The 24,371-nt window shown below is 43.4% G+C and carries 21 protein-coding genes and 2 pseudogenes; 12 read left to right on the plus strand and 11 right to left on the minus strand.

All coding sequences use genetic code 11. The features are described 5' to 3' along the window. Window positions 1-113 precede the first annotated feature (113 nt). Window positions 114-938: a 4,5-DOPA-extradiol-dioxygenase gene (ygiD, locus tag CCC71_RS02350; RefSeq protein ID WP_021840369.1), complete on the plus strand. Its 825-nt coding sequence runs from the start codon at window positions 114-116 to the stop codon at window positions 936-938. On the opposite strand, the gene CCC71_RS02355 is transcribed toward ygiD, so the two are convergent. The 7 genes from CCC71_RS02355 to CCC71_RS02385 form a co-directional block, all read right to left on the minus strand. After that, window positions 939-1,502 (minus strand): biotin transporter BioY, encoded by a 564-nt coding sequence (locus CCC71_RS02355; protein ID WP_226974338.1) that lies wholly within the window; start codon window positions 1,500-1,502, stop codon window positions 939-941. 158 nt (window positions 1,503-1,660) lie between these two features. Then, on the minus strand, window positions 1,661-2,587 hold the full coding sequence (gene argF / locus CCC71_RS02360; protein WP_226974339.1) for an ornithine carbamoyltransferase: 927 nt from the start codon (window positions 2,585-2,587) through the stop codon (window positions 1,661-1,663). Between the two features lie 100 nt (window positions 2,588-2,687). Continuing rightward, on the minus strand, window positions 2,688-3,884 hold the full coding sequence (locus CCC71_RS02365) for an acetylornithine transaminase (RefSeq protein ID WP_226974340.1): 1,197 nt from the start codon (window positions 3,882-3,884) through the stop codon (window positions 2,688-2,690). A 106-nt stretch (window positions 3,885-3,990) separates the two neighbouring features. Then, window positions 3,991-4,944, minus strand: a complete 954-nt coding sequence (argB, locus tag CCC71_RS02370) for an acetylglutamate kinase (RefSeq protein WP_226974341.1) — start codon at window positions 4,942-4,944, stop codon at window positions 3,991-3,993. Window positions 4,945-4,966: 22 nt separating this feature from the next. Continuing rightward, entirely contained in the window at window positions 4,967-6,187 is a 1,221-nt protein-coding gene (gene argJ / locus CCC71_RS02375; RefSeq protein WP_156703959.1) for a bifunctional glutamate N-acetyltransferase/amino-acid acetyltransferase ArgJ, read from the minus strand. Window positions 6,188-6,203: 16 nt separating this feature from the next. Next, window positions 6,204-7,241, minus strand: coding sequence for an N-acetyl-gamma-glutamyl-phosphate reductase (gene argC / locus CCC71_RS02380; RefSeq protein WP_021840375.1), 1,038 nt, complete (start codon window positions 7,239-7,241; stop codon window positions 6,204-6,206). A 405-nt stretch (window positions 7,242-7,646) separates the two neighbouring features. Next, the gene (locus tag CCC71_RS02385; RefSeq protein WP_156703957.1) at window positions 7,647-8,624 is read right to left on the minus strand and encodes an AEC family transporter; all 978 of its coding nucleotides are present in this window, start codon (window positions 8,622-8,624) and stop codon (window positions 7,647-7,649) included. 330 nt (window positions 8,625-8,954) lie between these two features. Between CCC71_RS02385 and modA the strand changes: the two genes are divergently transcribed. From modA to CCC71_RS02400, 3 genes are all read left to right on the plus strand, one after another. Next, window positions 8,955-9,758 carry a molybdate ABC transporter substrate-binding protein gene (gene modA / locus CCC71_RS02390; RefSeq protein WP_156703955.1) on the plus strand — a complete coding sequence of 268 codons (804 nt, stop codon included), beginning with the start codon at window positions 8,955-8,957 and terminating at the stop codon, window positions 9,756-9,758. 102 nt (window positions 9,759-9,860) lie between these two features. After that, entirely contained in the window at window positions 9,861-10,529 is a 669-nt protein-coding gene (modB, locus tag CCC71_RS02395; protein ID WP_021840378.1) for a molybdate ABC transporter permease subunit, read from the plus strand. A gap of 7 nt (window positions 10,530-10,536) precedes the next feature. Beyond that, window positions 10,537-11,160, plus strand: a complete 624-nt coding sequence (locus tag CCC71_RS02400; protein WP_156703953.1) for an ATP-binding cassette domain-containing protein — start codon at window positions 10,537-10,539, stop codon at window positions 11,158-11,160. Window positions 11,161-11,417: 257 nt separating this feature from the next. Here CCC71_RS02400 and CCC71_RS02405 read toward each other — a convergent pair whose 3' ends face one another. Beyond that, window positions 11,418-13,025, minus strand: coding sequence for an IS1182 family transposase (locus CCC71_RS02405; protein WP_156704349.1), 1,608 nt, complete (start codon window positions 13,023-13,025; stop codon window positions 11,418-11,420). 438 nt (window positions 13,026-13,463) lie between these two features. Then, window positions 13,464-14,012 (minus strand): rubrerythrin, encoded by a 549-nt coding sequence (rbr, locus tag CCC71_RS02410; protein ID WP_021840174.1) that lies wholly within the window; start codon window positions 14,010-14,012, stop codon window positions 13,464-13,466. A gap of 589 nt (window positions 14,013-14,601) precedes the next feature. Between rbr and CCC71_RS02415 the strand changes: the two are divergent. From CCC71_RS02415 to CCC71_RS02430, 4 genes and pseudogenes are all read left to right on the plus strand, one after another. Beyond that, a pseudogene (locus tag CCC71_RS02415) lies at window positions 14,602-14,802 on the plus strand (DUF951 domain-containing protein); the annotation flags it as partial. 97 nt (window positions 14,803-14,899) lie between these two features. After that, window positions 14,900-15,934 carry a selenide, water dikinase SelD gene (gene selD / locus CCC71_RS02420; RefSeq protein ID WP_412427658.1) on the plus strand — a complete coding sequence of 345 codons (1,035 nt, stop codon included), beginning with the start codon at window positions 14,900-14,902 and terminating at the stop codon, window positions 15,932-15,934. 34 nt (window positions 15,935-15,968) lie between these two features. After that, window positions 15,969-16,673 (plus strand): sulfurtransferase-like selenium metabolism protein YedF, encoded by a 705-nt coding sequence (yedF, locus tag CCC71_RS02425; protein WP_226974661.1) that lies wholly within the window; start codon window positions 15,969-15,971, stop codon window positions 16,671-16,673. Between the two features lie 33 nt (window positions 16,674-16,706). Next, window positions 16,707-16,967: a putative Se/S carrier protein gene (locus tag CCC71_RS02430; RefSeq protein ID WP_226974659.1), complete on the plus strand. Its 261-nt coding sequence runs from the start codon at window positions 16,707-16,709 to the stop codon at window positions 16,965-16,967. Window positions 16,968-17,092: 125 nt separating this feature from the next. On the opposite strand, the gene CCC71_RS02435 is transcribed toward CCC71_RS02430, so the two are convergent. Both CCC71_RS02435 and CCC71_RS02440 read right to left on the minus strand, forming a co-directional pair. Beyond that, window positions 17,093-18,046 (minus strand): transglycosylase domain-containing protein, encoded by a 954-nt coding sequence (locus tag CCC71_RS02435; protein WP_296332784.1) that lies wholly within the window; start codon window positions 18,044-18,046, stop codon window positions 17,093-17,095. A gap of 31 nt (window positions 18,047-18,077) precedes the next feature. Then, window positions 18,078-19,209: pseudogene (locus CCC71_RS02440) on the minus strand (IS30 family transposase). 152 nt (window positions 19,210-19,361) lie between these two features. Between CCC71_RS02440 and CCC71_RS02445 the strand changes: the two are divergent. The 4 genes from CCC71_RS02445 (at window position 19,362) to CCC71_RS02460 (ending at window position 23,805) form a co-directional block, all read left to right on the plus strand. After that, the gene (locus CCC71_RS02445) at window positions 19,362-20,171 is read left to right on the plus strand and encodes a class III extradiol ring-cleavage dioxygenase family protein (protein ID WP_021840168.1); all 810 of its coding nucleotides are present in this window, start codon (window positions 19,362-19,364) and stop codon (window positions 20,169-20,171) included. A gap of 113 nt (window positions 20,172-20,284) precedes the next feature. After that, window positions 20,285-21,496, plus strand: coding sequence for an argininosuccinate synthase (locus CCC71_RS02450; protein WP_127057979.1), 1,212 nt, complete (start codon window positions 20,285-20,287; stop codon window positions 21,494-21,496). Beyond that, a complete protein-coding gene (gene argH, locus CCC71_RS02455) occupies window positions 21,497-22,924 on the plus strand; it encodes an argininosuccinate lyase (protein WP_296332788.1) in 1,428 nt (475 codons plus the stop codon). A 281-nt stretch (window positions 22,925-23,205) separates the two neighbouring features. Next, window positions 23,206-23,805, plus strand: coding sequence for a hydrolase (locus tag CCC71_RS02460; protein ID WP_226974655.1), 600 nt, complete (start codon window positions 23,206-23,208; stop codon window positions 23,803-23,805). Window positions 23,806-24,371: the final 566 nt, after the last annotated feature.

Here is a 24,371-nt window from a genome sequence, read left to right on the forward strand (position 1 = left end):
GATGTTTGGGAATAGTACTTCAGATATGATTAGTTTTCCGTTAGCCCCTTAGGAACGCATTGACGGAACGTATCCGATTGCGAATTAGGGTCTGTAAGAAAGGGAGTTTTACTATGAGTGAAACAATTAATATGTCTAAAATGCCGGTGCTGTTCATTGGCCACGGTTCACCTATGAATTTAATTGAAGATAATCCTTGGACAAAGGAATGGGAAGCATTGGCTACGCTTATACCGCGTCCAAAAGCTATTTTAATGATTTCGGCACATTGGTATACGGCCGGCAGTTTTGTACAAGTGGATGAAAAACCGGCTATGATCTATGACATGTATGGTTTCCCTGATCCGATTTATCAATTGCAGTATCCTGCAGAAACCTCCAAAGCTTTGATTGAGCGTATAGAGGAACGTTTGGGTGCGCAGGTGGCCGCCAAAGAAGACCGCGGTTACGACCATGGGGCCTATGCACCGCTTTTGAAAATGTATCCTGATGCAAAGATTCCGGTAGTGCAGTTATCGGTTAACTATAAAGCGGATGCTCGTGAATGGTTTGCTATGGGGCAGGCGTTATCCGTTTTGCGCGATGAAGGTATCTTGATTTTAGGCAGTGGTGACATTGTTCATAATTTGCGTTTAATCAATCCGAATATGGGCAATAAAGGCTTCCCCGAAGCGGAAGCGTTCGAGGAAGCCTTACTTGCTAAGATAAATCCTGAAAAGGAAAATGATTTAGTTGGCGCTTTAAAATGGGAAGCCCTTGAAGGGGCTCGCGTAGCCGCTGAATCACCGGATCACTTGGCACCGTTCTACTACTGCCTTGGTGCCGTAGTAGGTGAAGGCGATGTAAAAGAGCTTACTTTGCCACCGGTTGATATTCATACCCATGATTATGTATGGGGCAGCTTAAGCATGACCAGCTTGGCTTGGGGGCTGAAGTAATTAATGCGCCGCAGCACGCTGATTTAAGGATTGCAATGCATTGACGATAGGCACTTCCGCTGCGGATAAGATGACAATCATAATGAAGTCGGCCGGAATGTCGAAGGCAAAGGCTACCCAGAAGATATCGCTCAATGGCACACTCTGGTTCAAATACCAGGCCAGAATGGCGATTTTGTAGGATAAGCCAAAGATATAGGTGATGACAATGCCGATAGCATTCAGTGTAAAGTAGCCCTTGAGCGTGTGAATTTTATAACGGTGTTTCAATTCAGCCAACACACCGGCTGTAATGATGAAGCCAATGAGGTAGCCGAAGCTTGGGCGTACAACGTAACCGAGACCACCGCCGCCGGCGAAGATAGGAATGCCGATAAGGCCCATGAGTACATAGGTGGCAACGGAGCCCCAAGCGTAGCGGGGCGGCAAAATGACCGCGGCTAAGAGCACGAAGGTAAACTGCAACGTATAATAATCAAAATAAGGCAATGGAATTTGGATACGTGCACCCACTGTTAAGAGCGCAATCATTAAAGCGGCGCGAAATAATAAACGTGTTTTCATTTGAAAAACCTCCTCTACTATACCTGTTCTAAGTATACTAGGGGAGGTTTGTTTTATCAACCCACACTTTTAGTGGGGTTTACAATGTAAAGCGTCAATACATAATAGTTGACGAAAAGTATTTACCAAATTTAATCTATTGCTGAGTCTAAACCGTTTTACATGATGGTGGCCATGATGGCTTTTTGCATGTGCAAACGATTTTCCGCTTCGTCAAAAATAACATTAGCCTGCGCTTCAAATACTTCGTCGGTAATCTCTTCTTCCCGGTGAGCCGGCAAGCAGTGCATTACAATCGGATCGGTGTTAGCCACGCTGAGCAATTGACTGTTAACTTGGAAGCCTTTGAAAATCTGTAGCCGTTCTTCGTATTCCGATTCCTGGCCCATGCTGGCAAAGACGTCGGTGTAGAAAATATCGGCGTTTTTAGCCGCTGCCATTGGATCGTTTAAGATTTCAACAGAGCCGCCCGACTGTTTGGCATCCGCTTCGGCTTTGGCAATAATGTCCGGATTCGGTTCATACCCTTTAGGTCCGGCAAAGGCAAAGTTAAGGCCTAATTTGGCACAGGCGAACATGAGGGAGTGGGCCATATTGTTGCCGTCACCGATAAAAGTGAGTTTTTTACCTTTTAAATCTTTCCCTTTGTATTCGATGGCCGTCATCATATCCGCCATGGCTTGGCATGGATGGAGTAAGTCGGTAAGGGCATTGATGACCGGCACACTGGCATATTCGGCCAGTTCGAGTACCGTATCATGAGCAAAGGTACGAATCATGATGCCATCCACATAGCGAGAGAGAACGCGGGCTGTATCTTTGATGGGCTCGCCACGGCCGATTTGTAAATCGCGACCGGATAAGAAAAGTCCCTGACCGCCCAGTTGGTAAATGCCGGTTTCAAAGGAAACACGGGTACGGGTAGAGGCTTTTTCAAAAATCATGCCCAAGGTTTTGCCTTGTAAATAGGGATGAGGAATGCCTGCTTTTTGTTTTTGTTTTAAATCGGCAGCCAAGTCGAGCAGCTGCCAAACTTCTTCCGTGGAGAGGTCGTGGATGGAAATAAAATCGTCACCTTTTTTCATAATAGGCTCCTTTCATATAGTGCGAACGGCTTATGTGATGCTGTGTTTGGGCTGAAAATCAGGGTCTACACTTAGATAAGCCGCATAGTTTCAGTTTTATTTAATCTATATACTTTGGTAATACTTCGTTCAATATTGCAATTAAGGTATCAACGTTGTCTTTAGTAATAATGAGTGGCGGTACAAAGCGCAAGACATTGCCGGCGGTGCAATTGATGATGAGACCTTTGGCAAGACAATCGTTAACAATATCGCGGCCCGGTTTAGTGAGCTCCATGCCAACTAGGAGACCTTTGCCGCGCACTTCGGTAATGAGCGTCGGAAAAGATTGTTGCAAGGTTTTTAGTTGTGTGATTAAGTAATCGCCGACAGTAGCTGCATTATCCATTAAGTTTCCGGCCTTAATGGCGGTGAGTACAGCATTGGCGGCGGCACAAGCTAAGGGATTACCGCCGAAGGTAGAGCCGTGATCACCGGCATGGAAGGTATTAGCTAATTTTTTGGTACTTAAAAACGCGCCGATAGGCACCCCGCCGGCCAGGCCTTTTGCGAGTGTTACGATGTCCGGCTGGATACCGAAGTGTTCGTAGCCGAAGAATTTACCCGTTCTGCCCATACCGGCTTGAATTTCATCGATAATGAGCAAGGCGTCATGTTGTTCACAAAGGGCTTTTACTTCTTTTAGATAGTTCGCATCGGGAACATGGACGCCCCCTTCGCCTTGAATGGCTTCCAGCATGACTGCACAGGTTTTGTCGTTAATTTTTGCCTTAATAGCGTCGATGTTACCGAAGGGAACGTAGTCAAAACCGCCCGGCAACGGGCCGAAGCCTTGATGATATTTTTCTTGGCCGGTGGCGGTCAAGGTAGCCAAAGTACGACCGTGAAAACTGTGTAAGGCGGTGATGATTTGTACTTTGTCCGGGTCTTTGGCGGTGGCGTATTTACGGGCTAATTTAATAGCTCCTTCGTTAGCTTCCGCCCCGGAGTTGGCAAAGAAAACTTTATCCATACCGCTTAAAGCTTTGAGTTTTGCCGCTGCTTCGGCTTGCACTTCCGTGTAGTATAAATTGGAGCAGTGAATCATTTTAGCGGCTTGCGTAGCGATAGCATCAACTAATGGTGGATAGTTATGACCGACTACGTTAACGGCGATGCCGGCGAGATAATCTAAATAGGCTTTACCGTTAGTATCGTATAAATAAGGGCCGTCGCCGTGGTCGAGGACGATGTCGTACCGGGCAAAGACGGGAAAATAGTCTTGTTTATCGTGGTTTATAATATCCGTTGTATTCATGGGGAACCTCCTTAGTCATGGATTAATTGCGGCACACTCGGGAGCACTGCCAAAGGTGGGGTGCTACCAAAGGTGGGGCGAGCCGAATGTGGGGCGGCCGGTTAATTTAAATGATTTCCGTGCCGATCCCTTTGTTGGTAAATAGTTCGAGCAATAAGGCATGCGGTTCGCGACCGTCGATGATGGTAACACGTTTAGTGCCGCATTCAAGGGCGTGTAACACGGCTTCCACTTTAGGAATCATGCCGCCTTGGATGGTGCCGTCTTCAATCATGGCAACAGCGTCAGATTTAAAGATGCTGGATAAGAAGCTCTTCGGGTCATCCAGGGAGGTATAAATCCCTTTCGTATTGGTGAGCATGAGTAGTTTTTTCGCTTGTAAGGCACCGGCTACTTCAGCCGCCACATAATCGGCGTTAATGTTATAGGTCGTCTCGCCTTTACCGGCCCCAATCGGGGAGATAACCGGTACATAGCCTTTATCTAAGAGGTCGTTAATAATCTCGGTGTTTACTTTCGTTACTTCCCCGACAAAACCGATATCTACGTGATTGATTTGGCCACCCGCTTCGTGAACTTCGGCTAATTTTTTATGGGCCATCAGCAAGTTAGCATCTTTCCCGGAAAGGCCGATAGCGGGGATGCCCAAAGTGTTGAGACGGCTTACGATTTCGGCGTTGATTTTACCGCCCAATACCATTTCGGCAATGGTTACCGTTTCTGCGTCGGTGACGCGCAGACCGTTTACAAATTGGCTGGTTTTGCCCACTTTTTCTAAAAATTCGGTTATATCCGGGCCGCCGCCGTGGACGATGACCGGTTTAATACCGATGCACTTCATAAGGGCGATGTCTTGCATCACTTTGTTCTTTAATTCTTCGCTAATCATGGCATTGCCACCGTATTTGATGACCATGGTTTTGCCGGCGAATTTTTGGATGTATGGCAGTGCTTCAATGAGTATGGATGCTTTACCGGCGGCACTGATGGTGGTGTGCGCAGCTACTTCGTCAGGCGTGTTGACGGTGGCCATATTGAAGGCGTTTAATTCGTTAATCATAGGAGGCTCCTTTCTATCCGTATCAGGTATGATATTCGCCGTTGATTTTCACGTAGTCGTAGGTGAGGTCGCAGGTCCAAACAGTGGCGTTCGCATCACCTTCGTTGAGTTCAACGGTGACCGTAATATCGTGTTCGTTCATGATTTGTTTAAGCGTTGCTTCGTTATACACAGCGCCCATGCCGTTTTTAAAAATGGTAACACCGCCGATTTTTAATACTGTAGTGGCCGGATTCATTGGTACGCCGGCATAACCGGCAGCACAGATAAGACGTCCCCAATTTGGATCTTCACCGAAGAAGGCGGTTTTTACGAGTGGTGAATTGGCAATGGACATGCCAACTGTTTTGGCGCTCTCGAAGTCGGTAGCTCCTTTAATATCAATGGTGATAAATTTGCTGGCTCCTTCGCCGTCAGCGGCGATTTGCTTAGCTAAGGATATGGTGATAGCCATGAGGGCTTCTTGGAAAAGTGCGAAATCTTCATTTTCTTCGGTAATCGGTTTGTTGCCTGCAGCCCCATTGGCGAGGATGATGGCCATATCATTGGTGCTCATGTCGCCGTCGACGGAAATCATATTGAAGGATTTATCGACACAGGCGTGTAAGGCTTTTTGCAAAAGCGTCGGAGTAATGGCGATATCGGTGGTGATGTAGCAAAGCATGGTTGCCATGTTAGGCCGAATCATGCCGGAACCTTTAGCGATGGCCCCCATATGAATGGTTTGACCGTCGACGATGAAATGGGTTGAGGCCGTTTTGGAATAAGTGTCGGTTGTTAAAATGGCTTTGCCGGCCAGTTCGCTGCCATCCTCGGATAAGGAATCTACGAGGTTTGGAATGGCTTTTACGATGTCGTGGATAGGTAATTGTTGACCGATGATACCGGTAGAGCCCACGATGATGTCCGTAGGATCACAAGCTAAGGCTTGGGCCGTGTGATACGCCATGGTATGCGCATCTTTTAAGCCTTGCGGACCGGTGCAGGCATTGGCGCAGCCGGAGTTTGAAATGATGGCGTGCGCCGTGCCGGTGGCCACTGTTTCTTTTGACACATAGACCGGAGCGGCGGCCACTTTATTCTGTGTGAAGGTGCCGGCTACAGCCGCTTTTTGTTTAGTATAGATTAGGGCTAAATCATGTTTGCCGCTCTTTTTCAGACCTGCTTGAATGCCAATGGCTTCAAAACCTTTGGCGTAGGTAACGCCGTGAGATTGTGTATCTAATGTGATTGTTTGTTTCATGGTAGAACCTCCTAATTTATGGGTACATGGGAACTAGTTTGAGTCCCGTTGTTTCTTCATAGCCGCAAGCGATGTTAAAGTTCTGAACGGCTTGACCGGCCGCGCCTTTTACAAGATTATCGATGGCGCTGAGGACGATGACGCGTCCGGTTCGTTCGTCAATATGCCAGGCAATGTCAATGAAGTTGGAACCGCGTACATATTTAGTGTTTGGATAGGCATTGAGGCCGAGTAATCGGACGAAGGGCTCCGTGGCGTAGGTTGTTTCAAAAGCTTGGCTTACTGCGTCCGGTGTGACGCCTTCGTTTAAGTTGGCATAAGCTGTAGCTAAGATACCGCGGCTCATTGGCACTAAGTGAGGCGTAAAATTAAGCATAATCGGAGAACCGTTAAGCTTACCGAGGGCTGCTTCAATTTCCGGTGTGTGGCGGTGGGTAGCTACGCCGTAGGCTTTAAAGGCATCGTAGAACTCGGGATAATGGGTATCGAGTTTAGCACTTCGACCCGCGCCGGAGGTACCGGATTTAGCATCAATGATGATGGAATTAGTTTGAATCAGATGATTTTTTACTAAAGGAGCCAACGCCAGAATGGAAGCCGTTGTGTAGCAGCCGGCATTGCCGATGATTTTGGCGGATTTGATGGCTTCTCGGTTTAGTTCGGCTAAGCCATAGACGCTGGGGGCATCAGGATGAGTGTGGGGTACATGGTACCACGCTTCATATACCTTGGTGTCGCTGAAGCGGTAGTCGGCGCCGAGATCGATGATTTTAACCGGTGTTTTCGCAAGGGCTTTGCCGACGGTCATGGCGTGTCCGTGAGGCAGTGCAATGAAAATAAAATCGCTGTCTTTAGCAATGGTTTCCAAATTATCCATACTTTCCAAAGTCAAATCGGTAATGCCTCGCATATGAGGATATACATCGGCCAAGGCTTGGCCGGTATGACTTTCCGAAGTAATATGGGTTAATGTGGCATTCGGATGCTGTAATATTAATTTTACGAGCTCGGCCCCGGCGTAACCGGTAGCACCGAGGATGCTGACTTTGGTCATATGAATCGCTCCTTTGTAGAATAGTTTTGCACTTGATGTAGGTATAATAATACGGTTTATGGTATTTGTTATGTATATTTACTTCTGAAAATTACGCAAAAATTAAAGAAATTTATTAATGGAAGATGAAGTAAATATACAGTTTGTTTGAATAAAAATTCTATGATTGGCATTATAGACCTGAATGCATAAAAATGCAACAATTAATTATAAAAATTCTTGTAAAAATAGATAGAAGATTGACATGTTAAGTATGATGATATGTAATAATTCAGTGATTGCACAGAAAAACACCACCAGTTTACACTGATGGTGTTAAGAATTAATATGCAGTTTGATGTTAATTTATTACAATTCCTAAGATATTTGTCTGAGCGTTATGGCTCAAAGAATGAGGTAATAATTTTAAACCGGGAACATGTAGTACGCAAATAGGATGGCCAGCGGCATGGTGACGGCTGACAAGAGTGTTGTAGACATAACAATCTGCGTGGCCAGTTCCGGGTTATTGTTCATTTCAAAGGCTATGAGTGCTGTATTTACCGCTGATGGTACACTATAGGTAATAATAACCGCTTGTGCTGAAATCGGATTTACCGGTTCGTACAACACGATGTAGAGGAGCATAACAAAGGCCGCTAAGATTGGTCCGCCGATAAGTCGCAAAGATGTAGTAACCAAAACGTCTTTTTTTAAGAAGTTGTAAGGCGTACGACTCATTTGCACACCTAAGGTGATCATGGCCATGCCGACGAAGGCGTTGGCAAAAATATGGAGTGGCGACCATAATACCAAAGTTGTTAAATCGTAAGGGATGAGGCGCGCTAAGAGGGCAGCCGGAGCCGCGTAGAGTACGGGCATGTGGAATACTAATTTAAGTGCATCGTGGCGTGTGAGTAAACCGGTGCCGGCCTGATAAAAGCCTAAGGTATTACAGAAAATTGTTTGAATAATAAAGGTGGCGATTACGCCCACAATGGCTGCATCTAAATAAGGCGTTTGACCGTTTACGATATATGGTTCATTGGAGAATACGAAGGTGGCAATGGCGATACCGATGTTGCCGCCATTGTTAAACATAGTGGCGTTACGCACAATTTGGGTCTTTTTCCGGTCATAGCCAAGAAGTTTGGATACGCCTAAGGCCATGTAACTGTTGGAAAATAGGATGACAAAGGCACAGACGGATATACCGACACTTTCGAGGGTAAGATTAGCTGTATATAATGAGCGAAAAACGTAAGCCGGCAGTAAGATAAAGAAATTTAACTTACTTAATGAGCGTAAATCCAGATTGAATTTTTTATCTAATATAAAACCTACCGCTACTAAGGCTAAAATAGGTACAACACTTGTCCAAAAAATGTGAAAAAATAACCCCACGGTGATGCCCTCCTTTGGTGTAATCTATCTATACTATACCCAATTGAGTATAAAAAAACAACCTTTAAAAGGTCGCGGTTTTACTGGTAAATTGGTGAGTGAGTTTGATTTTTGTTAGCTATATAATAATGTGATTAACTTCTTATGTTAAATACCGCTAAAAAATAGGGAATTAAAACCTTTGATTTTATTTATATTTATGTCATAATAAGACTATAATAGGTTTACAAATAATCACTTATGTGATTATCCGGCGAATATATACTCTGTAATTTGAAGTGTAAACGCAGTATTAAGAGCCACATGATGGAGGCGAAGGAGGTAATGTACATGAAAGGGTACAAAAAGTTATTGTTGATTGCTATGAGTGCGATGGCATTGGTTGTAGCCGGTTGCGGTGGAACTGATACCGATAAAAAAGATGCGCAAGCTACTAAGTCTCAAACAATTACCGTATCGGCAGCGGCCAGTTTACAGGCTGCCGCTAATGAATTGAAAGATAATTTTGTGAAATCCCGTCATTTAGATCCTACTCAGATTACACTTAATTTCGGTGGTTCCGGAACCTTGCGCCAACAGATTGAAAGTGGTGCGCCGGCCAGCATTTTTATTTCTGCCGATGAAAAAAATATGGCACAGTTAAAAGAAAAGAATTTAGTGACGAAGGTAAAACCGTTGGTAGAAAACTCTTTGGTATTAATCGTACCTAAAGATAAGTCAAAAATTTCTATCGAACAATTACCTACCGTTAACCGTATAGCTATCGGCACCGTTGAAACTGTACCGGCCGGTAAATATGCTCAACAGACATTGACCAAATTAAACCTTTGGAATCAGGTAGAAAGCAAAATCGTTTACGGCAAAGACGTTAAAGCGGTTGGCGCTTATGTAGCCGAAGGGTCCGCTGATGCCGGGTTTGTATATAAAACCGATGCTATGGACTTGCAAAATCGCGTAGAGGTGGCAGCGGTTGCTCCCAGTGACAGTCATGATGCGATTCGTTATCCAATCGCCATCGTAACGAAATATGACAATGAATTGGCTCAGCAATTTTATGATTATTTAACCAGCAATGAAGCGCAGCAGATTTTACAAAAATATGGCTTCACCAGCGTAGCTAACAGCGCAAAATAAAATGACGAACGGTCATCGACAGAGTATATAAGGACGCATAGGCGGTTCAGGTGATGAACCGCCTATTGTAGATTATAGGGTTCGTTTGAAAGGTTGTGGCGTATGACTCCATTATGGCTGTCATTGGAAGTAGCTTGCATAGCACTATTTAATATAATGGTAGTAGGCTTGTTGCTTTGTTATATATTAAAACGGTATTCGTTTCCCGGTAAGGCATTGATTGATTCCATCGTTACCTTGCCGCTTGTATTGCCACCGGTAGTGGTTGGCTTTATGTTACTTGTTATATTTACACCGGGCAATAGTTTTGGCGCATGGCTCGATGCTAACGGCTGGCAAGTCGTTTTTGCCAAAGCGGGAGCGGTTCTTGCTTCTTCGATTATCGGGTTCCCTTTGTTTTATCAGACGGTGCGTTCTGCTTTGGGGTCCATTGATCCTGCTGTTGAAGATGTAGCCCGCACCTTAGGGGCCTCGGAACTTCGTATATTTTTTACCATATCTATACCGCTCGCGTGGAAAGGTATTTTGACGGGGAGTATCTTGGCTTTTAGTCGTGCTCTGGGCGAATTTGGTGCGACCATTCTGATTGCCGGCAATATTCCGGGGGTTACCCGAACCATGCCGCTGGCGATTTACTCATTGGTAGAATTCGGCGATTATGAAGGGGCGTTTAGCTTGGTCCTTTATATATGCGCTCTCACGTTGGGTTTATTGTGGACGGTTCACTTTATTACTAAAGGTTCTTTGTTCCAGCACCATGAAGAAAGGTAGGCGTCGTATGATAGAATTTGATATTAAAATACAGCGCCCGACTATTCTGGTGCAAGGTAAAGGCATATTGAGCGAAGGCATTACCGCGCTCACCGGGGCTTCCGGGAACGGGAAGTCTACGTTGCTAAAAAGCTTGGCCGGATTAATTAAACCCAAAGCGGGATTCATTAGTCATGATGGAGCGTATTGGTTTCATAAGGAGAAAAATATTTTTGTAAAACCGCAACGCCGTGAAGTGGGCTATATGCCGCAGGGAAATATCGTGTTTCCCCATATGAATGTGGTTCATAATATTACCTATAGCAAACGGGGCGATAAAGAACTGCTTAATCGTATTTTGGAGCGTCTGCATCTGGAACAATATACGCATACGAAGGCAGGTAATCTATCCGGCGGTGAACAGCAACGGGTAGCTCTGGGGCGGGCTTTATATGCTAAACCGTGTATTTTGCTCTTAGACGAGCCCTTATCAGCCTTAGATTGGACATTGCGTGAACAGGTACAGGATGATATTGTGAAAATCATCAAGGAATGGCGTATCCCTTGTTTGTGGGTTACTCATAATGAAGCGGAAGCAAAAGCAGTCGGCGATAGTCGTTGGCAATTTAAAGACGGCTTATTGCATTCATAACTATATATGATGTTAAGAGCGGCGCCGTATGACGCCGCTCTTTTGTATATTTGATTGTATCGGTCTTCTTTCGTGGGGTACCGGTTGTTTGCCGTAAAAAAGGGGCTGTAACGAAATTGAGTTTTTTAACTCACATTTCAGTTACAGCTCCCTTTTCAATTAAAACAAGGATATTTCCAAAATCAACAATTCTGAAAATATCCTTGTTTTTTTGTTTTTTAGCGCACTTAAATAAGCCTTTAGCTTTTGGCTTTTAATTACGCAGCAGAATTAGTTTCGAACAACCGTTGACCTAATCGCTTCTTCTGTATTCGGTTATGCAGCTTCAGTAAATTGTATCCAAAAGCTAATAGTAATAAATCTTTTTCTACGTTAACTTTGCCTCGGTGCCTGAACCTGGTGTATTCAAAATCTTCTTTTGTTATGCCAAAAGCACCTTCCACCTGAATAGAACGGTTTACTCGAAGTTGTAAGCCATAGTCACTATCAAATACAGCCTTGTTTTTGGCTAATAATTCGCGGTAATCAGTAGCAATATATATCGTCTTATTCCCCTTAGGAAGTTTTCCGAACTTAAGTTTTTGGCATTCCTTACGTAAGCCACAATAATTGCAGTTTTCACACCGGTATACTCGGTTTTGCTTAATGAAACCGGTCTTACTTTTGTTTCTGCGTATGTATTGGAATCGTAATGTACGGCCTTTGGCACAAGTAAATGTATCGGTCGCCTCATCATATACCATGTTATCCGCTCGACCAATATCTTTCTTATACTTTTTCGTTTTACTCAATTCATATGTACTTGGTTTAATACAAGTTTTGTAATCATGAGCCCATAACCATGCCAGATTTTCGTTGCTGTCATAACCGGCATCAGCTACCACATATTGAAAGTGTTGTTTGTATTGTCCTTCTAATTGTTGCATAAATGGAATTAAGGTGTTCGTATCTGTAGGATTTGGAAATACGCCAACGCCCATAATATATTCACTATGAACAGCTAGTTGAACATTGTAGGCCGGTTTTAATTGGCCGTTTAACATATGATCTTCTTTTAGTCGCATAAACGTAGCATCATGATCAGTTTTAGAGTAACTGTTGCGAGAGCCTAGAATAGCTAACTTTTCATCATATTCATTTCGCTTGTCACGCAAGGCTAAACAGGATTCAAAAGCTCTTTGCAATGGATGTTTTCGTTTACCGGTACCGTGTACAAACTCAATTTGCTTTTCGCGTATGGATTGCTCCAGCAAAACCAATAGTTCATCTTCAGTCATATCTGAGACGTCTATGTCCAAAAGATTTTGTATTTCATATTGAAGAACTAACAATTTATCCGGTAACTTAGCATAGTGCTTAAGAATTGCCTTTTTCCACACAAAGGTGTATTTATTTGCATAGGCTTCCCATTTAGTTCCGTCGATGAATACTTCAGAAAAATCTAAGCTGTCAAATTCACTTAATGCTTGAATAAATTGAGATAACAAATCTCTAAGTACATCAACAGTTAAGCGTTGAAAGAATCGATGAAATACCATATGAGACGGAGTCGGATAGCCCTGTAAGAGCCACATGTAATGGATATTTTTAGTGCATTGCTCAGCAATTTTGCGAACAGATACAATGCCTTCGGTCATAGCTAACACATAGACTTTAAACAAAAGATGGGGAGGTACTAAAGATTTTCTTCCTTTTGAAGAATATAAATGCTGCAACCTTGTATAGTCCAGTTCCTCCAATACAGCATCCAGTAATCTCACCGGTTCTTTTGGTCCGATCTGAAAGCCATAATCCAATGATAAAACTACTTGGCGAAAGCCAGAAAGTTTAGTATAATTGCCTTGTTGGATATGGTTTCTGTTCATAAATTAATTATACCAACAAAGAAGGCCCTTCGGGGCCTTTTTTCTTATACAAATATAGCAAGAATGCGGCTTGAAGACACTTTCGTATCTTCAAACCGCATTCTTGTTTTTAGGGGTGTATTTCGTTACAGCCCCTTTTGGGTGAAACCACTTGGTTTCTATAGTATGTTACGCCACTTGGCGCTAACAACATGTGAACTTTTCATACATAGTGAGAGGAAATACTTATTTCCCGTATACTGCAACTAAATCATTAGTTAGCATACATAATTTTTTAGGAGTTCTATCTTCTACATCGGTTCATCACTTGATGATCATAAGAGACAACACTTGTTGTATGCAATAAATGACACTCGTCGAAGGTTAAATAACACTTGTTTAATATAGGTTATCAGTTGCTCACTTGAGTATATACTAAAAATTGTTACTTACTTTAAATTATAAAAGAGTTTCGCTGTGTTGGGAGAAGAAAGCCTGTGGATGAGCACATACCGGGCAAATCTGAGGAGCTTCAGTACCAACATGGATGTAACCGCAGTTAGCACAAATCCAAGCAACCGGTTCTTCGCGTTTGAATACTTTGCCGCCATTTACATAGCTTAAAAGATCAAGATAACGTTCTTCATGACGAGCTTCGATTTTACCAACTTGTTCGAAAAGGTATGCAATTTTAGCAAAGCCTTCTTCTTTTGCTACTTTAGCAAATTCAGGGTACATTTCAGTGTGTTCGTAGTTTTCGCCGGCTGCAGCGTCTTTCAAGTTTACTGCAGTATCAGCGTTAACGTCGCCACCGTGTAATAATTTGAACCAAACTTTAGCATGAGCGCTTTCGTTTACTGCTGTTTCTTCGAAGAAGTCAGCAATTTTGTTCAAACCCGCTTTGCGAGCTGCAGAAGCGTAGTATGTATATTTACGGTTAGCTTGAGATTCACCGGCAAAAGCGGCCTGTAAGTTTTGTTCAGTTTTTGTACCTTTTAATTCTGACATATTAATCTCTCCTTTTTGTTGTGACAACTTTGACACAATTCATAATGTACTTACGAAATAAAGTAAAGAATTAAAATAGCTTAGAAATAAACTTTTATTTCACAACAATTCAAACTAATAAATAATCATTGTTGATTACATTATAGCCTATGAAATTGAGAAAATCAAGCCCAAAAGTTTGAAAAATTTAAAAAAGATTTATTTGATAAAGCTTATCAATACGCGTGATTGCTGACTTTTTGGAGCGTTAACGCTTTGAAAACAGCATTATAACCATAAAAACGCAATTGAGAATGAATGTCAGTGATTCAAGTTTATAAAATGAGAATACCTACATTTTAGTAGGAATTAAAAATTTAACCGCCGTGGGGAGGCGGCCGGAGGATCCTTGAAATTGTAAATATAACAGACTCGTTTCGTTTGAAAGTATTTTTTAGCAAAATAATACGTTGTTTTGCATATAATGTATTCGGCAGGGAACTCTAAATGGTATATAATAAATATATTAGGATAGAATTAGTAAGCGTCCGTACTGTTATCAGACTTAATTTGAATTGATTGATTGTGAATCGAAGAAGGGAGACATGCAATGGCATTTGTACGATATTATGTAGGCGATGTGGTAAAAATGAAAAAGTCCCATCCTTGTGGAAGTGCGGAGTGGGAAGTTAAGCGTATTGGTACAGATTTTACGATTGTTTGTCGCGGTTGCGGTCATCAAGTGATGTTATCGCGCTCTAAATTTGAAAAAGCGGTTAAAAAGATTGTGATTCGTTCAGCTGAAGCGGAGGCGGCCGAGGCAGCTAAAAAAGAAGCGGCTTCTCAGGCAAAAGTGGCGGCACAAGCAGATGTGAGTGTAAGCTCCCCGGCTAATACGGCAGGAGGCGATACGGTTGATTAAGTTAACACCGTATGCCGCCAAGGGCGGGTGCGCTTGTAAAATAGGACCCCATATATTAGACGCTGTACTCAAATCGGTTCAATTTCCTACGAATGACCATGTTTTGACGGCTATGGGGGGCGCCGAAGATGCGGGCGTATATGTGCTAAACGAAGAGGTTGGTTTAGTGCAGACCGTCGATTTTTTCACGCCCGTCGTAGACGATCCGTATACGTTTGGGCGCATTGCAGCGGCCAATAGCTTGAGTGATGTTTATGCTATGGGTGGACGCCCTTTGACGGCTTTGAACATTGTAGGCTTTCCGGTGCCTCTTGTGGAAGCGGGCGCCTTAACGGATGTGTTAAAGGGAGCCATGGCAACGCTTGAAGAAGCCGGTGTAGTTGTATTGGGCGGGCACAGTATAGAAAATGAAACGCCCATCTTTGGACTCGCCGTGACCGGTCAGGTACAGCCAAATAAGGTTTGGCGGAATCGCGGCGCCCGAGTGGGCGATGCGCTGGTTCTAACTAAGGCGCTAGGTACGGGGATTATGAGTACGGCCTTAAAGGGAGACCTCTTTCCCGAGGGAACTCAGGCGGCTATGGCGAGCATGAGTATGCTCAACAAACTGGCCTGTGAAGTAGCTAAAAACTTTACGGTTCATGCCTGTACGGATATTACAGGCTTTAGCTTGATGGGGCATGGCTCTGAAATGGCAAGTGGCAGCGATGTATCGTTGGAAATTGATACGACAGCGTTGCCGCTGTTTCCTCATGTAGTCGAAGCGGCCGAGATGGGTCTGGTGCCGGCGGCTACCTACGGCAATCGTAAAGCGATTACGGCTGTGTCCGGTTTAGTTGAATTGGAATCTGTGTGGAGTGATATTTGTTTTGATCCGCAAACGTCAGGTGGCTTGTTATTGGCTGTGCCCCTGTCAGAGGCGGAAGAGTTGGTTAAATCCTTGCACCAAGCCGGTGTTCACGCGGCTAAGCAGATTGGCAAGGTGGTAGCGAGAGGAGATTTTGACGTTTATGTCCGATGAAGTGAAGGCGGTCTATGGAGCTGATTTACGCTCTATGACGGAAGTACCGAACGATGTGAAAAAAGAGTGGCTGGTACAGGGCAGTGTAGTCGTTGATATGCGCGGTTCTTTATGCCCAATGCCGGTGATTGCGACGAAGAAAGCTATGGAAGAGCACCCCGGAGCAGTTATTACAACTCTTGTAGATAATGAGGTCAGTCGTGATAATGTGACCAAGTTTGGTAAGTCCAGACAGTGTGAAGTAACCGTAGCGACTGGTGGGAACACACATTATCTAACTATGGTGCCGGCCGGTACACAAGTCGCCACAGTGTCCCCTGAAGCTTCAGCAACCAAGGCTTCGGTCACAGAGGTCGCTTCGGAGGCTCCAAAGAGTCCGGCAGCATCTGTTTCATCGCCAAACTTTGGTGGCAAAGTTCTTTTAATTACCAAAGATTATCTGGGCGAAGGCAATGAAGAATTAGGCCGCACTTTGATGAAAACATTTATGTTTTGCCTAGCGGAATCGGATGTAAAACCGTCTAAAATCTATTTTATTAACAGCGGTGTAAAAATGGTGACGGAAGAATCACCACATCTTGAAAACTTGAAGAACTTGGTTGAAGCCGGCGTCGACATTGCTGCTTGCGGTATTTGCCTTGATTTTTACGGACTGAAGGAAAAAGTAGTTGTCGGCTCCATTACTAATCTTTATGCCATTACGGAAGCGATGCTCACAGAGCCCATGGTAACCTTGTAGTGTGGCATTGCCCCGATACGAGAAAGGCCGATTATGGAAAACTTAATAGTATTTACAAATTATTATTTTGCCTATAAGGCGGAAAAAATGTTGCAAGCGGAAGGGATTAAATTGCAACTCATTCCGACCCCGCCGGCATTGCATAATATGTGCGGTCTTTGTATTCTGTGTGCTCATTCGGACTTGGAGCGAATTTTAGAACTGTTACAAGCGGCACATATCACTCACTCGGGTTTGTATACATATGACCGAGCTTCTAAAAAATGCACTAAAGTGCAAATTACACAAGAATGATGGTTTGTACGGGTAAAAAATAACCGCCTGTTTGATACATCTCGTTAAAGAATGCATCGGACAGGCGGTTTTTAGTTGATTTTATTGGCGGCGATTAAAGCGCAGTCCGTAGAAGCAGACCGACATTATTCATCAATAGAAAACTTCGTAGATGCAGAGGAATGATGGCTGCTTGATTTGTTAGATTTAGAGCTGCGGGACGATGAGGATTCATCGGAAGTATTGTCGTCCTTGCTGCCGGATTCACTCGATGGCGCCGCTTCCGCAACTTCATCATCTGTTGCCGGTGTTTGCTGTAAATTTAAATTGGAATAATACGCCTTATCCGCTTCGCGGTTAGTGATTAAGCCCTGCTGTGTCATCAAAGTAAGAACCGTGCGTTGCCGCTCTTTAGCGCCTTTATAATTCGTCACCGGATTATAATAGGATGGTGCTTGCGGCATGCCGGCCAGTAATGCTGCTTGGCCTAAAGTGAGTTTAGCCGGGGTGGTGTCAAAATAGCCTTTGGCAGCTTGCTCGATGCCGTAATAGTTATTGCCGTAATAAATAGTATTAAGATACATCGTTAAGATTTCGTCTTTGGTGTAATACAATTCCATGAGGTATGCCAAAATCACTTCTTCCACTTTACGTGACATGATACGCTTGGAGGATAAAAAGAGGTTTTTTACCAGTTGTTGCGTGATTGTACTGCCACCTTCAACGGTGCGACCGGCCGTTACATTCGTGTAAAAGGCGCGACCGATGCCGAAAAGATCAATGGCACCGTGTTCATAGTATCGTTTATCTTCCGTGGCTACCAACGCATCCTTTAAGTTCTGGCTGATTTCGTCTCCTTTCACGCGTTGATTGTCAGGCACTCGTTGATCAAGAGCCGTTTCAACGGCCTCTTTGAAGTGGAATAAACGATTGATACGAGCGGTACGGCTCATTTGGTCTTCGGTGGACTCTAAGGTCTGTTCTTTCACCGTGTAAGGGCTGCGTTGCTGGCCGGTTTCGTTTGGCGTATAGCCGGCAAACCAGTATAAACCGAGCCCCAATACGATGATAGTGATTAATAATTTAAATAATAGTTTCATGGCTCTATCATACCATAAGTGACAAAAATAGCTAGTGATTTTTACACTTATTCATAGTAAAATATAATAAATAAAATAAATAGTAAATTGCAATATGAAATTGAACACTTTTAAAAACCCAGTAACTTATTAACTTCTTCAATGAAGGCTTCTTGTGGTGTCCGGTAGTTCAGAATTTTGCGTGGCAGTGCATTACACCAATCGGTAGCACGTCGAAGTGTTGCTTCTGAAACATCACGAATGGCAGTTCCTTTGGGAATAATACGGCGTAATAAACCGTTGTGCCGTTCATTAGAACCACGCTCCCAAGCTGCATATGGATGAGCAAAAAAGACTTGTAAATACTCTGTTTCTAACTCAGCAATAGATGAAAATTCAAGGCCATTATCGGCCGTAATTGTCTTGCAGAGTTGCTGTAGTGAGTCATGAGTACTGAAGCTTAGTAACCAGCTCTCTAGCGTATTTTTAATATCAGCTGCTTTAGCTGACGGAGAACGCAATGTTACATAAGCACGTGTTTTACGTTCCAATAGGGAAATAATCACTTCATCATGCTTATCTTTAATGCCACGTACAGTATCAAGTTCCCAATGACCAAACTCTTCACGAGTCAGAATAGACTCATCGCGTAGATCAATAGATTTACCAAGGTTTTTCTTGTGTTTACGCGTATTAGATTTACGCGTAGAACGACGTAATACTAACGGTAAATCCATAGGCTTAATACGGAGAAGACCTTCATGTAGATAGTTATATAAAGTTTTGGTAGACACCATTTCATTACGTACAAACAAGCACTTACGCAAGGCGTAGCCTACAGCAGCATCAAGTGACCATTTATGGACTAATACCTGCTCTTCTACCCACGTAAGAAACGGGGAAATAATACCGGCTTTACGAGTGTTGAAGGAGCCCTGACGGGTTTTCTCATAGTTAAGTTGTCCATAATCTGCCAAGTACATTAAAACTCGTTTACCGGCTTTAATTTGTTCTACAGAACCGCGCTGTATCTCACTTTGAATCGTTGTACGAGAACGGCCTAATACATTAGCAATCGCTGTTTTTGATACACCTGCTTGTAATTGTTTTTCAATAAAAAAGCGTTCTTCATAAGATAAGTGTTTGTTTGTACGTAATGATGTGTTATGATTAATAGAGTCCATAGTGATATCGATACCTCGTGTAAAAGATTTTAGATTAGACACCTTAATCATAACACAAATCGGTATTCACTATGGATTTTTTATATGTTCAATTTCAGTTTACAATTAACCAAATAAAATAAATACTATTATAGTTTTATAAGGAGGTTTCGATGAAGGGACGTATTGTTAGTGTTTCCTATTGGCCGGCGCCTCTTCGATATTATGAAGCGGTAGCGACTGATCGCAGTGCTTATAATGAAGTGATTGGCGCTATGGAGCAAGCGGCAGCAGCCATAAAGGCCAGCAAGCCGCAAACGATTTTAATATTGAGTCGCTATCAGTTGACTTTAAATGATGCTATCGGCTACAGTCCGCAAGCCCGTTTGCGCGGTGCTATTCCTTTGGCCAATGGTACTACCTTTACGGTTGGTATGGAGACGGATAGTACATTTAACGCGGCTTTGCGTAAATCAAGCGAACGCATGGGCATTCCGTTGACCAGTATTTTGGACAGTTTGCCGATTATTTCGACGGATGACTATTTTTTGCATCATACGGCTACAATTCCGCTCCATTTCCTGGCCGAACAGGGGTTGGGGAATAAGCAGATTGTGCGCCTTACCATGGGCCGCTTAAGTTATGAGGAATTATACACGTTCGGTAAAGTCGTTCAATTGGCGGCCGAAGCGTCGGGGCGACAGGTAGCTGTTATCGGCAGTGCCAATTTGTTGCCGAACCATTGGGTAAACGGTCGTGATAAAAACCTCGATACCAATATTAATGTTATGTATGCGTTGGGTGACCAACAACCGCGTGTTTTGCAGACTTTGGGCTACCCACCGGGCGAGGAATATTCTTTGCGTACCGCCGCATTTGTACTGGGTGCCGTTAGCGGTCTTAAAGCAACGGTAGGGACGCATCATTTCTCATCGGTGGCCGGTGAAACCTATGGCTTAATACAATATGATGTAAAAAAATAAAAAAGTTCTGTATTTTTTTACAAAAATACTTGCATTAATATTCACAACTATGTATAATGTTACACATGAAAGACAAGAACGTAAGTAACTGATTATTCAAAGAGGTGTTTATAATGAGTGATATTAAAAAAGTAGTATTAGCCTATTCCGGCGGTCTTGATACATCCGTAATTATTCCGTGGTTAAAAGAAAACTACGGCTGTGAAGTAATCGCTGTATGCTGTAACTTGGGACAACCTGAAGATTATGATGCGGTTGAAAAGAAAGCCATCAAATCCGGTGCTTCCAAAGCGTATATTCTTGATGTTCAAGAAGAATTCGTAGCCGATTACATTTGGCCGACCGTTAAAGCCGGCGCCGTATACGAAGGTAAATATTTATTAGGTACTTCCTTCGCTCGTCCGTTGATTGCCAAGAAATTAGTAGAAGTAGCTAAAGCCGAAGGGGCCGACGCTATTGCGCACGGTGCAACCGGTAAAGGTAATGACCAAGTTCGTTTTGAATTGACTATTAAAGCATTGGCGCCTAATACTAAAATTATTGCCCCATGGCGTGAATGGGAGCTCAAATCCCGTGAAGACTGCATGGAATTCGCTGCTAAACACGATATTCCGGTAGTTGCCACTAAATCTCATCCATATAGCATGGATCAGAACGTATGGCATTTGTCCCATGAAGGGGGCGATCTTGAAGATCCGGCTAATGCACCTAAAGATGATGTGCATTTAGTTTGCAAATCTCCGGAAGAAGCACCTGACACACCAACCATGGTATCCATCGATTTCAAGGAAGGCGTACCGGTAGCTGTTAATGGTAAAACAGGCACTCCGCTTGAATTGTTGCAGACTTTGAACGAATTGGGTGCCGCTAACGGTGTGGGTATCGTTGATATTGTAGAAAACCGTTTGGTAGGTATGAAATCTCGTGGCGTGTATGAAAATCCGGGTGGCGCTATCATCATGTATGCGCATCGTGAATTGGAATACCTTTGCCTCGACAGAGCGACTTACCACTATAAAGAATTGGTAGCTAATAAATATGCAGAGCTCGTATATGACGGTATGTGGTTTGCACCATTGATGGCGGCGTTACAGGCGTTCGTAGATGAAACGCAGAAAACCGTAACCGGTACTATTAACTTAAAATTATACAAAGGTAACATCATCAGCGCCGGTGCAACATCACCTTATTCCTTATACAATCAGGAATTTGTAACCTTCGAAGAAGATGATGTATATAATCAGGCAGACGCAGAAGGATTTATTAATCTCTTCGGCTTGCCACTTAAAATTAATGCTTTAATGAAAGAAAAGGCAGGTAAATAAATGGCTAAACTTTGGGGTGGCCGTTTTACAAAGGGTACTGACAAAGCGGTAGAGGACTTCACGTCCTCTATCGCTTTTGATGCCCGGATGTATGCGGAAGATATTACCGGCAGTAAAGCACATGCGACAATGCTGGCGAAACAGGGAATTATCTCTCAGGCCGATTGCGATGCAATCGTGGCCGGTTTAAACGATATTTTGAAACAGATTGAAGCGGGCACGTTTGACTTCTCCGTGGCTCTTGAAGATATTCATATGAATATTGAAAAGCGCTTAACTGATGCCATCGGTGAAGCGGGCGGTCGCCTTCATACGGGCCGTAGCCGTAACGACCAAGTAGCTGTTGATTTGCATATGTATGTGCGTAAGACCGTAGTTCACATGGGTGAATTGTTGGTCAATTTGCAAAAAGCGCTCCTTGAAGTGGCTGAAAAGCACCAAGACGTAATTATGCCGGGCTATACGCACTTACAGCGGGCGCAGCCGGTACTTTTTGCCCATCATATGATGGCCTATTTCTCCATGTTTGGTCGTGATTTTGATCACTTACCGCTCATTTATAAGCATGCTGATGTAATGCCTTTGGGCGCCGGTGCGTTGGCGGGTACAACGTATCCAATCGACCAAAGCTACACACAGGAACTCTTGGCGTTTAGCAAGATTTACGAAAACAGTATGGATGCGGTGAGTGACCGCGATTATGTGCTGGAATTTTTACATTTTGCCGCTACGACTATGATGCATTTGAGTCGTCTCAGCGAAGAGATGATTATGTGGTCCAGCACGGAATTCGGTTTTATTGAGCTCGATGATGCGCATTGCACCGGTTCCAGCATTATGCCGCAGAAAAAGAATCCTGATGTATGTGAACTTGTACGCGGTAAAACGGGCCGTATTTACGGCCATTTATTGGGCCTTTTGACAACCATGAAAGGCTTGCCGCTTACCTATAATAAGGATATGCAGGAAGATAAGGAAGGTATTTTTGATGCTATCGATACCTTGCAATTTGCCTTGTCGATTATGGCGGATATGCTTCGTCAGATGACCGTTAACGGTGAACGCACCTATTCCGTCTTAGCTAACGATTTCTCTAATGCTACGGATATGGCCGATTACTTGGCCAAAAAAGGTGTACCGTTCCGCGAAGCCCATGCTATCGTCGGTGAAGCGGTGCAGCATTGCATTCAGAATCATTGTGTTTTATTGGATTTGACCGTGGAAGATTTCAAAAAAATCTCCCCTGTATTCGAAGCCGATATTCTTGATGCAATTACCATTGAAGCCTGTGTGGCCGGTCGTAAAAATTACAGCGGCACAGCGCCTGAATGTGTAGCCCGTCAACGTAAAAACGGGGCGGCTCAAGTGGCCGAAGAAGAAGCACAATTGGCTAAATGGGCAGCACAGCTTGATTCTATAAGAATCTAAGGGGCTGCCAATGAGGCGATAAGCGCTTTAGCGGCTAATTTCCACTAAGTGTTTAAAGCGGCTTTTTTTACAGGTCCGTCAAATCATGTTATACTATATAGTGCATACCAAAAAGATAATTAGACTTTTGGTATGCATTTTATTTTATATCGGTTCAGGTGAATGGCGTGACACCGGAAGTGTCGGCAGTCGGCCGTGATACCGAAAATTTGTCGATAGACCGTGTGTTTAAGACAACCGGGATAGACTTTGCAACTATGAGAATTGAGGGAGGGATGGGTATGCATACACCGTCATTAACAAGAGAAAATGCCTTGGCATTATTGAAAACATATAATAAAGAACCGTTTCATATTCAACATGCCTTAACCGTGGAAGCGGTGATGCGTTGGTACGCCAATGAGCTTGGTTTTGGTGAAGAAGCGGATTATTGGGCTCAAGTAGGCCTTTTGCATGACGTGGACTTTGAAATGTATCCGGAAGAGCATTGTGTTAAAGCACAGGAGCTTTTAAAAGAAGCGGGCGTAGCTGACGATGAAATTTATTCTATCTGTTGTCACGGTTATGGTATCTGCATCGATTTGGAACCAAAAGAATTGATGGAAAACGTGCTCTATGCGGCCGATGAATTGACCGGTTTGATCGGTGCTGCTGCTGCTTTGATGCGCCCTTCCAAATCAACGAAGGATATGGAACTTAAGAGTCTGAAGAAGAAATTCAAAGATAAGAAATTCGCTGCCGGTTGCTCTCGTGATGTCATCAAAAACGGTGCTGAACGGCTCGGCTGGGAACTGGATGAGCTTTTAAGTAAAACCCTGGCCGCCATGCAGGCGTCGGAAGATGAGATTGCAAGGGAATATGAATTGCAGGTAGGAAATTAACAGACTGTTAATTTGTGCCTGGACTACCCGCCGTCCTTTAACGCTTCGTTGTTAATGTCGTTAACGGTTTGTGTAATTTTTAGGCGGTAAAAGTGCGCGTTAAAGTGTTCACTGTCATTCGACAAGGGCCTGGATTTGAAATTCAATGACGGATATATTTTGTGTGTCTGTGCACAGTAGACACACCCTGTTTTAGTTCGAAAAAAATCATAATTAATTCGGAATAGGCCCTTAAAATACCTAATCGGCATAGGAAAAAATAGACTAAAATTGAAACTTTTTATGGTTCAAATGAATTCTCCTCGTTTATATTATAGAGTTTATATATTTTTATTCAATTCGTGTAATATTTTTTGTCCGCCAATGGGGTAAATTTTGCGTAAAATTTTTAAAAAGTTAGGTATAATGCCCACTTTGAGAATTGCACCATGAAAAACACGGGCCGCCATTGATGGCGACTAGCTTTCGTGGACCTTTTTTATTGAAAAAAAGACTTTCATTAATTGTCAATAGATGTTAGAATAAGTCGTCAAATAAAATAAAGAGAAATACGTTTCATACGATAC

The organism is Veillonella sp. LMAG:90 (genome assembly GCF_008679445.1).
In the GTDB taxonomy this organism is placed as follows: domain Bacteria; phylum Bacillota; class Negativicutes; order Veillonellales; family Veillonellaceae; genus Veillonella_A.